Consider the following 10454-nt stretch of genomic DNA (forward strand, 5'->3'; position numbering starts at 1 on the left):
ACACTGGACTCCAAACTATTCAGAGTCGACAGCATGAGCTATCGAGCAAAATCAGACATTTCTACTTTGCCCAAACCGGACATTACTACTTTGCTCTTACACACCCTACGTTACGCCGCCGTTCCGTGAACTTGCTACGGACGTTGGTGCACCGTAGGGTGGGCACTTGTGCCCACGCGTTTTTCGTGTCTATGCACACCCGACGATATGCACCACCCGCCTCAATTCGGTGCAACCGTTGTGTTTCCGTCACACACTATGGTTGAGTCCATCAAGATTGTTTAGCATGCAATTTTGATCTTTGGAGAAGTTGCGTGTTCGAACAAAAACAATTGCGCCGCGCCGTGCTGCTGGCCCTGTACGGCAGCGCCACCTTCGCCCTGGCCCCGTCGGCCTCGGCCCAGACCGCCACTCCCGACACCGCCCAGGCTGAAGCCATGCAAAGCGTGCGCGTGGTCGGCACCCGCCGCATCGGCGCTTCTTCTTCCACCGACACCCCGGTCCCGATCGACATCATTCCGATGACGCGCGTGGCCGAGCAAGGCAGCCAGTTCGACCTGGCCCAGACCCTGACGAATATCTCGCCCTCGTTCAACTCGACCCGCCAGAGCGGCGCGGACGGCGCCGACCTGGTCGATTCCGCCGCTCTGCGCGGCCTCGGTTCCGACCAGACCCTGGTGCTGGTCAACGGCAAGCGCCGCCACAGCACCGCCCTGGTCAACCTGTTCGGCGCGCGCAACCGCGGCAACACCGGCACCGACATGAACGCGATCCCGCTGCTGGCGATCCGCAACGTGCAGGTGCTGCGCGATGGCGCCGCCGCCCAGTACGGCTCGGATGCGATCGCCGGCGTGATGAACATCGAACTCAAGAAAAACCTCGGCTGCGAAGCCGTCACCGGCTTCGGCGAATACACGGAGGGCGACGGCGAGAACTACCTGGCCTCGGCCTACTGCGGCGTGGCGCTGGCCGGCGGCACCTTCGGCGTGACCGCCGAATACCTGTTCCGCGACCGCTCGAACCGCGCGGAAAGCGACAACCCGCGCATCATCGGCGACAGCCAGACCGAAAACCAAACCGTTTATATCAACGGCGAGATCCCGCTCGGCACCGGCCGCCTGTACACCACGCTCGGCGTGCAGCGCCGCGACGCCTCGTCGGCCGCGTTCGCGCGCGGTGGCCTCGGTTCCGACGACATCCCGTCGCGTAACTCGGCGGCGATGTACCCGAACGGCTTCGTCCCCTTCATCAACGGCGACCTCGACGACCGCTACGGCACCCTCGGCTACCGCCTGAAGTTCGGCGAGTGGAATGCGGACTTCTCGCAGACCTACGGCTACAACCGCCTCGACTACACCATCGCCAACACCCTGAACGCCTCGATCGCCAATCTCGACCTGGCCAACGGCGGCCGCGGCGTCAGCGCCAGCTCCTTCGGCGCCGGCGGCTTCGCCTTCCGCCAGTTGACCAGCAACGCCGACTTCAGCCGCTTCTACCCTGGCGTGTTCCAGGGCCTGAACGCCGCCTTCGGCCTCGAATACCGCAGCGAGAACTACAAGATCTTCGCCGGCGAGCCGGGTTCCTACATCGACGCCGACGGCGTCGGCAACGGCGGCAATGCCGGCAGCCAGGGCTTCCCGGGCTTCCAGCCGGGCGACGCCACCAGCCGCAGCCGCCACAGCACGGCCGCCTACATCGACCTCGAAGCGGACATCACCGACCGCCTGAAGCTGCAAGGCGCGCTGCGCCACGAGCGCTTCTCCGACTTCGGTTCGACCACCGACGGCAAGCTGGCCGCTGCCTTCAAACTGGACGGCAACGTGCTGCTGCGCGCCTCGGCCAGCACCGGCTTCCGTGCGCCGTCGCTGCAGCAGGTGTACTTCTCCTCGACCTTCACCGACTTCGTCAACGGCCAGCCGCTCGACGTGGTGCTGGCGCCGAACGGCGGCGCGGTCGCGAATGCCGCCGGCATCCCGGCCCTGAAGGAAGAAAAGTCGAAGAGCCTGACCTTCGGCGCGACCTGGACCCCGACCCAATCGACTTCGCTGACGGCCGACCTGTACCGCATCGACATCGACGACCGCATCGTCCTGTCGGGCCGCTTCGACGCCGACAACTACCCGGCCCTGGGCGCGACGCTGCAAAGCCTGGGCGTGGGCCAGGCCCAGTTCTTCGTCAACTCGGTCGACACCGAAACGAAGGGCCTGGACATCACCGCATCGCACCGCACGCCGCTGGGCGCCGGCCGCCTGAATACCTTCCTCGCGCTGAACTTCAGCAAGACCGAAGTGACCGGCGTGCACGCGCCGAGCGCCTTGAGCGGCTTCGAGGACGTGCTGCTGTCCGAGCGCGAGCGCCTGTTCATCGAACAGGGCGGCCCGCGCCGCAAGGCCACGCTCGGCTTCGAGTACAGCCAGGGCAAGTTCGGCACTGACTTCCGCATCATCCACTTCGGCCCGCAAACCCTCGGCACCTTCTCCGGCCCGCCGGTACCGAACGCCTATTACGAACCGAAGACCTCGGCCGACCTGTCGTTCAGCTGGTCGTTCAGCGAGAAGACCCGCCTGACGGTCGGCGGCACCAACATCTTCAACGTCAAGCCGACCGCGCAGGACGAGAACGAGACCGACAACGGCTTCAAGTACGAGAGCGTGCAGTTCGGGCTGAACGGCGCGGCGTATTTTGCGCGGCTGTGGCATAAGTTCTGATGGATCAAGCACCGCATGCCGGTGCCGCGTGAACATCGACGCATGAAAAAGAGGGCACAGAGTGCCCTCTTTTTCCTTGGATGCCAGCGATGGCGGGCCAGTTCGGACAAGCGGGTTCTCCTGACCAAACGCGTCACTGCTGACCTGGGTCCGCCTGAGGGGCCAGGCCGTCGACAATTACATCCTGCGTACTTGGGCGCTGGCACTGTAGCCGCCCGCTGGCGGTGGCGGTGATGCTGGCGCAGTGGCATTGCGCGCGCCGCGACCAGCCGACCATGTCCTAGCGCCGTCCAGCCCGGTTACGCATCGCGCTTGTCCATCCGCGCCCCGACGGCTGTCCCGGCAGACCGGAGAAAGCCGGGACCACAGCCGTGTTCGATGGTATGCCGGCAATGGGCCGCCAGGATCCGGAAGCCCACCCTATAATGGCGCAGTGAGCCGTTATTCAACGGATTTGACGATAGAGGATTTCATGTCCGACAGCAATAGGCCGGTACAGCAGCTTGCGGATGAGGCTGTCGCTATTCTGGAAAGTATCGCCGATGGTTTCTTTTCGGTGAACCGGAACTGGAATTTCGTCTATGTGAACCGGCAAGCCGAGCGCATGCTCGGCGTCGCGCATGGCGCCCTCATCGGGGCCAGCATCTGGGAGGCGTACCCGGGCCTGGTCGGGAGCGCCTTCGAAGACGTGTACCGGACCGCCATGCGCGAGCGCAGCGGAGCAGAAATCACCTCGTATTATCCGCAGCACAAGACCTGGTACGAAGTGCGCATTGCCCCCGTCTCGACCGGCCTGTCGCTGTATTTCCGTGACGTGACGGCCCAGGTCGATACCGAAACGGCGCTGCGCGAAAGCGAACGCAGCTTTCGCCAGCTGGCCGAGTCGATTCCGCAGATCGTCTGGATCGTCACGGCCGCCGGCCAAGCCGTTTATTTCAACGAACAATGGCAAGCCTATACCGGCACCCGCATCGACTCGACCACACCGGCCGAGGTGGCCGGCCAGTTCGTCCATCCCGATGACCAGGCGCTTACCATGGCGACCTGGGCCGAGGCCTACCGGCGCCGCGGCGGCTTCCACGTCGAGCACCGCATCCGCTCGAAGTCGGGCGATTACCGCTGGTTCCTGGTGCGCGCCGAGCCCTACCTGGACGCGGCCGGCGCCATCGATCGCTGGTTCGGTACCTCGACCGACATCCACGACCAGAAGCTGGCGAAGATGGCACTCGAAGCGGCCGAGCGGCGCCAGTCGTTCCAGCTGGCGCTGGCCGACCGCATCCGGCCCCTGACCGACCCCGAGGAGGTCACGGCCGCGGCCTGCGAACTGCTGGGCAGGCACCTGCGCGGCAAGCGCGTGGTCTATGCCGAAGCCGACGACGCCGTCACCTGCCTTTATCCGCGGCGCGGCTGGACCGATGGCAGCCTGGCGTCGCTGGACGGCGCTTGCCTGCCCCTGGATGCCTTCGGCCTGGCCGTGGTCGATCCGCTGCGCGCCGGTGGCAACATCGTCATTGGCGACGTCACCCGCGATGCCGCCGCGGCGCCGCATGCGGCGGCCTATCTTGCCAACGGCATCGTGTCGGTCCTGGCGATTCCCCTGTTGAAAAATGGCCGGGTACGGGCCGTGCTGAGCGTGCACGACAGCGCGCCGCATGCCTGGAGCGCCGACGACATCGCCATGGCCGAAGACATGGTCGACCGCACCTGGTTCGCCGTCGACAGCGTCCGCGCCCAGGTCCTGCTGCGCGCCGAACGCGACGAGAGCCGCCAGATCTTCGACAGCATGGCCGAAGGTTTCGGCCTGCTCGACCGCCATTGGACCATCCTGCAGGTCAACGAGATGGGCGCCCACCTGACCCACAGGAGCCGCGCCGGCCTGCTGGGCCGTAATTTGTGGGAGGCCGTGCCGCCGCTGGCCGGCAGCGCCATCGAAACGCTGTACCGGCGCGTCCGCGCGCGTGGACTGGCGGAAACCCTCGAGTACAGCCAGGCGATGCCCGACGGCCGCCGCGCCTGGCTCGAGATCCGCGCCTATCCGCTGCCCGAAGACCGGCTCGCCGTTTTCTTTCGCGACATCAGCGAGCGCAAGGCGGCGGAAGAAAAGCTGCGCGACGCCGATCGCCGCAAGGACGAGTTCCTGGCCATGCTGGCGCACGAATTGCGCAACCCGCTGGCGCCCATCGGTGCCGCCGCGCACCTGCTGCGCCTGGGCAGGCTGGATGAAGACCGGGTACGCCATACCAGCCAGATCATCGGCCGCCAGGTCGATCACATGACCCACCTGATCAACGACCTGCTCGACGTCTCGCGCGTCACGCGCGGCCTGGTCGAGCTGGAGAATGCGCCGCTCGACATCCGTCACTTCGTCCTCGACGCGATCGAACAAGTGACGCCGCTGATGCAGGCCAGGCGCCACCACCTGCGCACGCACATCCCGCCCGGTACCACGATGGTCATGGGCGACAAGAAACGGCTGGTGCAGGTCGTGACCAACATCCTCAACAACGCTGCCAAATACACCCCCGACGACGGCAGCATCACCCTTGCCTTGCAGGTGCGCAGCGATCACGTCGTGATCGAGATCAGCGACAACGGCATCGGCATGACACCCGCGCTCAAGGCCCATGTGTTCGATCTGTTTTCCCAGGCCGAACGCAGCTCGGACCGGTCAGCCGGCGGCCTTGGACTGGGATTGGCGCTGGTCAAGAGCCTGGTCGAGCTGCACGGCGGCAGCGTCACCTGCGACAGCGCCGGGCCGGGCCAGGGCAGCCGCTTCAGCGTCCGCCTGCCGCGCCTGCGCGAAGCCGACGCCGGCGCGGCGCAGGCAAACCCGGTGTCGGCAACGCCGGCGGCGGGGGCGTCACTGCGCGTACTGGTGGTCGACGACAATGCCGATGCCGCCGCGATGCTGGGAATGGTGCTCGAAAGCCTGGGCCACCAGGTTACGCTCGAACACGGCGCCCAGGCGGCGCTGGCGCGAGCGCGGCTGATGCGGCCCGATGTCTGCATCCTCGACATTGGCCTGCCCGAAATCGACGGCAACGAACTGGCCCGGCGCTTGCACGCGCAGCCCGAAAACGCCGGCGCGGTGTTAATCGCCGTAACCGGATATGGCCACGACAGCGACCGGCGGCAATCGCTTGCCGCCGGTTTCGCGCATCATCTGGTCAAACCGGCCGATACCGGCCAGCTGACAAATATCCTGGCACAGATCGGCCAGGTCGGGGGATGACGGCCTTCTAGGCCGTCACTGCATGCCAGCCCTGCTGCTGGCGTCAGCCGCTTCGGCCGCCGCAATCACGCACAGGTACATGGCGCGCAAGGATGCGATCTCGTCCTCGCTCATGAAGCCCATCACGAATTGTTTCTGGATGGTACGTGTGATCTTTTTGGGGGCGCCCACGCAGCGGTTGTAGCACGCGACGAGCGCAGTCCGGTGCGCGGATTCTTCGCCATCGATCAACAATGCCATGGGAGAAGGCTTTATGGGGTAATCCAGGGGCACGGTTTTTCACTGAAATTAAAGTTGCCCTAGATTAACTCGTATGCACGAAATATGTTGGCGTTATGGTGAAATACCAGGTTCATGGCTGGCTAGCGCAAAAATAGTCGTCCTGCCGCAACAGTATGTTGCCAACATGCTCTCCGAAATTCCGGAACACATGGGCCGACGTACGCGCCATCGTCAAAAAAAACAGCAGCCGAAGCTGCTGTTTTCGTTGATTATTAAGCGTTCAGCCCACCACTTTCCTGAGCTTTGGTGAGTTGGCGCGGTTTTCCTCGGCCACGCGCCGTTCCCAGTAATCGGCATTCTCGATCCCCAGCGCCACCGGATCGAATTGCGGATCCTTGCCCTGCGCCTTCTGCGCCTCGTAGTCGCGCAGGCATTTGAAGGCGACGTTCCTCAGCAGGACGATCGCGACCAGGTTCAGCCAGGCCATCAGGCCGACGCCGATGTCGCCCAGCGCCCAAGCCAGGTCGGCCGTCTTGACGGTGCCATAGACGGTGGCGCCGATGATTGCCGCTTTCAGCAGGAATTTCAGCCACGGATACTTCGCGTGGCGGTCGATGTAGGAAATGTTGGTCTCGGCGATGTAGTAGTAGGCGACGATGGTGGTGAAGGCGAAGAACAGCAGGGCGACGGCGACGAAGATCGCGCCGAAGCCTGGCATCACGTTTTCCAGCGCCGTCTGCACGTAGCCGGGGCCGCTGGCCACGCCCTGCACGCCGGTGAACATCGCGGTGCCGTCGGGGCCCTGGACGTTGTACTGGCCGGTGATGAGCAGCATGAAGGCGGTGGCCGAGCACACGAACAAGGTGTCGATGTAGACCGAGAAGCCCTGCACCAGGCCCTGCTTGGCCGGGTGGCTGACTTCGGCCGCGCTCGACGCGTGCGGGCCGGTGCCCTGCCCCGCTTCGTTCGAATACACGCCGCGCTTGACGCCCCACTGGATGGCGAGGCCGAGGATGGCGCCGAAGCCGGCGTCCATGCCGAAGGCGGAACGGAAGATCAGGGCCATGACGTCGGGCAGGCGCTCGAGGTTCATCAGGATGATGACGAGGGCAACCAGGATGTAGCCGAGCGCCATGAACGGCACCACGACTTCGGCAAAGGTGGCGATGCGTTTCACGCCGCCGAAGATGATAAAGGCAAGCACGATGGCGAGGCCGACAGCGGTGACGTTGCGGTCCAGGCCGACGGCCGTCTGCAAGCCTTCGGCGATCGAATTGGCTTGCACGCCCGGCAGCAGCAAGCCGGTGGCGAAGACGGTGGCGAACGCGAAGGTCAGCGCATACCATTTCATGCCCAGGCCCTTCTCGATATAAAAGGCGGGGCCGCCACGGTACTGGTTGTTGATCTGCTCCTTGTAGACCTGGCCCAGCGTCGATTCCACGAACGCCGAACTGGCGCCGAGGAAGGCCACCGCCCACATCCAGAACACGGCGCCGGGGCCGCCGAAGGTGATGGCGGTGGCGACGCCGGCGATGTTGCCGGTGCCGACGCGGCCGGCCAACGTCATGGACAGGGCCTGGAACGAGGACACGCCCTGCGCCGAGCTTTTACCCTCGAACATCAGGCGCACCATTTCCTTCACATGGCGCACCTGCAGGAAACGCGAGCGGATCGAAAAATACAAACCCACGCCCAGGCACAGGGCGATCAGGGCCGGACTCCAGATAATGCCGTTGATGGTGCTGACTAACTCGTTCATCTACCTCTTCCCCTGGCATGGCCGCGGCTTCATTTGCCGGACCGGATTGTTGTCGCTTGTCGATCAATGTCTTACAGGCAAAAATAGAAGATACCCGAAGCAGGCACGGTTGGGCAACGAATTGCGTCGCGGGGGACCTGCACGGGGTCCTGCACCGGTGTTGGTTCGTGTAAAATCTGCTGGTCAGATGGACAATCAACCAAAGGATGTCGGATATGAAGCTACTCTCCAAATCGTTCGCACTCGCTTTCGCGGCCTCAGTCGTATCGCTGAGCGCGGTCGCCCAGAACTGGCCTGAAAAGAACGTCAACGTCATCGTGCCGTGGCCACCAGGCGGTCCGTCCGACATCGCGGCGCGTCCATGGGCCAAGCAGCTGACCGAATCGCTCGGTAAAACCTTCATCATCGACAACCGCGCCGGCGGCGGCGGCAACATCGGTACCGCAGCGGTGGTGCGTTCCCAGCCGGATGGCAACACCCTCTTGATCACCTCGAGCGCGCCGATCGTCATCAATCCGAGCGTCTACAAGAACATGACCTTCGATCCGCTGAAGGACCTGGCGCCGGTCAGCAACCTGCTGCGCGTGCCGCTGGTGCTGGTGGCCAATCCGTCGGTCCCGGCCAAGAACCTCAAGGAACTGATGGCCTACATCCAGGCGCAAAAAGGCGGTTTCTCGTTCGCCTCCTCGGGCAACGGCACGCCGCAGCACCTGACCGGCGAACTGTTCAACACCGTCCAGAAGCTGAACATGACGCACGTGCCGTACAAGGGTTCGGCGCCGGCGATTTCCGACCTGCTCGGCGGCCACATCCCGATCATGTTCGACAGCACCATCGCGATCATGCCGCACATTAAGAGCGGCAAGGTGCGCCCGATCGCCATCTCCAGCGCCAAGCGCTCGCCGCTGCTGCCGGACGTGCCGACCTTCGCCGAAGCCGGCATCCCGCAGATCGAGTCCTACGCCTGGTACGGCCTGTTCGCACCGGCCAAGACGCCGAAAGCGACGATCGACAAGATCAATGCCGCGACCATCAAGTTCCTGAAGTCGCCGGAATTCGCCAAGGTCCGTGCCGAAACCGGTTCCGACCTGCTGGTCGACACGCCGGAGAACTTCACCAAGTTCGTCCACGCCGAATCGGCCAAGTGGTCGAAGGTGGCGAAGGACAGCGGCGCGACGGTGGATTGATCGCACTGTCCGGCACACCGCCGGAATGCCTGCAAGGGACTGGTAACGCCAGTCCCTTTTTTTATGGGCGGTTATTCAGTCCATCAAGCGCTTGTCGAGATTTCTTACACTTCGGATACTTTTATTTTACTTAAGAAATATAAATTGATTTAAATCAATATGTTATCAAACATGGCACAATCATTGCTTATATAAAATAAACTCAACCATTGTCTGGAATCCTGTCATGAAAAACCTCGTATTGGCATTCGCCGCTCTCGCCCTTGCATCGTCCGCCTCGGCTACCACCATCAATTTCGACAGCATGACGCCCGGTGTCATCAGCAACGGCACTGCCGGTATCGACAAGTGGACCAATCTGTATTCCCTCAATGCCACTAGCCAGGTCGGCAATTATGCCGACGGCATCGTGTCGGGCAAGAACGTGGCATATAACGGTTCCGGCAGCAGCGCTGGCTTGTCGGATGCCGAAGGGTTTACCTTCAATAGCGCTTATTTCACCGCTGTCTGGACGCCGCTCGTCGACTTGCAATTGCGCGCCTACGACAGCAAAGGCATCCTGAAATACTCGTTCGACACGACCCTCGACCACAAGGCGCGCAACATCAACCTGGGTTGGACCGGCATCGGCTCGATGACGATGGCCGGCTTTACCGCTGGTACGAAGAACACGACCTGGTTTGCCATGGACAACCTGGTCATCAATGAAGCAGTGAACGCCGTTCCCGAGCCAGGCAGCATCGCCCTGCTTGGCCTGGGCATCGCCGGCCTGATGGCTGGCCGCCGCCGCAAGGTTGCCTGAGCGGCAAGCAACGGAGACGGCGCACCTCGCTGCCTTCTGAAATGAAAAAGGGACTGGATCATCTCCAGTCCCTTTTTTTATTCCCTGATCGTTGCGTGGACTGTAGGGCGATCGGCTATACCCGATCGCGGGTATGCACGCATCTTGTACGCCGCCCACGCATTCAACGTACGGGTGCAAACCACAACAGTGCGACCAGCACCCGCTGGTTGAACGCATGGGCGGCGTCGACGCAGCGTGGTCACTGACGTTCGGGTATAGCCGACCACCCTACGGCCTGCTGCATACCCGTAGGGTGGGCGGCTGTACTTTGCTGCGAGCATACTCGCATCTTGTGCGCCGCCCACGCGTTCAACGCGCGGCAGCAAACCACGGTACGATTTAGCACCCGCCGGTTGAACGCGTGGGCGGCGTCGACGCAGCGTGGTCACTAAGGCTCGGGTAGAGCCGACCACCCTACGGCCTGCGGCATACGTAGGGTGGGCGCCCCTTGAACTGACCCCCAAAAGTTGGGCACAACTTTTGGAGCGGTATGAAGTACACG

The 10454-nt window shown here is 63.4% G+C and carries 7 protein-coding genes; 4 read left to right on the plus strand and 3 right to left on the minus strand.

Features of this window, described 5'->3' with window-relative positions; genetic code table 11:
* The first annotated feature begins 314 nt into the window (after positions 1–314).
* Complete coding sequence (locus tag IFT60_RS25970; protein ID WP_192056992.1) at positions 315–2708, plus strand: TonB-dependent receptor plug domain-containing protein; 2394 nt, start codon at positions 315–317, stop codon at positions 2706–2708.
* A 445-nt stretch (positions 2709–3153) separates the two neighbouring features.
* Here IFT60_RS25970 and IFT60_RS27140 read toward each other — a convergent pair whose 3' ends face one another.
* Positions 3154–3330, minus strand: coding sequence for a hypothetical protein (locus IFT60_RS27140; RefSeq protein ID WP_374001305.1), 177 nt, complete (start codon positions 3328–3330; stop codon positions 3154–3156).
* On the opposite strand from IFT60_RS27140, the gene IFT60_RS25975 reads away from it, so the two are divergent.
* A complete protein-coding gene (locus IFT60_RS25975) occupies positions 3265–5940 on the plus strand; it encodes a PAS domain S-box protein (protein WP_374001304.1) in 2676 nt (891 codons plus the stop codon). The genes IFT60_RS27140 and IFT60_RS25975 overlap by 66 nt on opposite strands.
* Before the next feature lie 15 nt (positions 5941–5955).
* On the opposite strand, the gene IFT60_RS25980 is transcribed toward IFT60_RS25975, so the two are convergent.
* Positions 5956–6180, minus strand: a complete 225-nt coding sequence (locus IFT60_RS25980; protein WP_192056994.1) for a hypothetical protein — start codon at positions 6178–6180, stop codon at positions 5956–5958.
* A 262-nt stretch (positions 6181–6442) separates the two neighbouring features.
* A complete protein-coding gene (locus IFT60_RS25985) occupies positions 6443–7921 on the minus strand; it encodes an alanine/glycine:cation symporter family protein (RefSeq protein ID WP_192056995.1) in 1479 nt (492 codons plus the stop codon).
* Between the two features lie 215 nt (positions 7922–8136).
* On the opposite strand from IFT60_RS25985, the gene IFT60_RS25990 reads away from it, so the two are divergent.
* Both IFT60_RS25990 and IFT60_RS25995 read left to right on the plus strand, forming a co-directional pair.
* Positions 8137–9108 carry a Bug family tripartite tricarboxylate transporter substrate binding protein gene (locus IFT60_RS25990; protein ID WP_192056996.1) on the plus strand — a complete coding sequence of 324 codons (972 nt, stop codon included), beginning with the start codon at positions 8137–8139 and terminating at the stop codon, positions 9106–9108.
* 226 nt (positions 9109–9334) lie between these two features.
* Positions 9335–9910: a PEP-CTERM sorting domain-containing protein gene (locus IFT60_RS25995; RefSeq protein WP_192056997.1), complete on the plus strand. Its 576-nt coding sequence runs from the start codon at positions 9335–9337 to the stop codon at positions 9908–9910.
* Positions 9911–10454 lie beyond the last annotated feature (544 nt).

It is taken from the genome of Massilia sp. CFBP 13721 (assembly GCF_014842025.1).
Lineage (GTDB): Bacteria > Pseudomonadota > Gammaproteobacteria > Burkholderiales > Burkholderiaceae_D > Telluria.

Excerpts from the sequence above, each read along its gene's own strand:
- IFT60_RS27140 (WP_374001305.1), bottom strand. The coding sequence starts at position 3,330 with ATGCGCGACGCCGAGCATGCGCTCGGCTTGCCGGTTCACATAGACGAA.
- IFT60_RS25980 (WP_192056994.1), bottom strand. The coding sequence starts at position 6,180 with ATGGCATTGTTGATCGATGGCGAAGAATCCGCGCACCGGACTGCGCTC.
- IFT60_RS25985 (WP_192056995.1), bottom strand. The coding sequence starts at position 7,921 with ATGAACGAGTTAGTCAGCACCATCAACGGCATTATCTGGAGTCCGGCC.
- IFT60_RS25990 (WP_192056996.1), top strand. The coding sequence starts at position 8,137 with ATGAAGCTACTCTCCAAATCGTTCGCACTCGCTTTCGCGGCCTCAGTC.
- IFT60_RS25995 (WP_192056997.1), top strand. The coding sequence starts at position 9,335 with ATGAAAAACCTCGTATTGGCATTCGCCGCTCTCGCCCTTGCATCGTCC.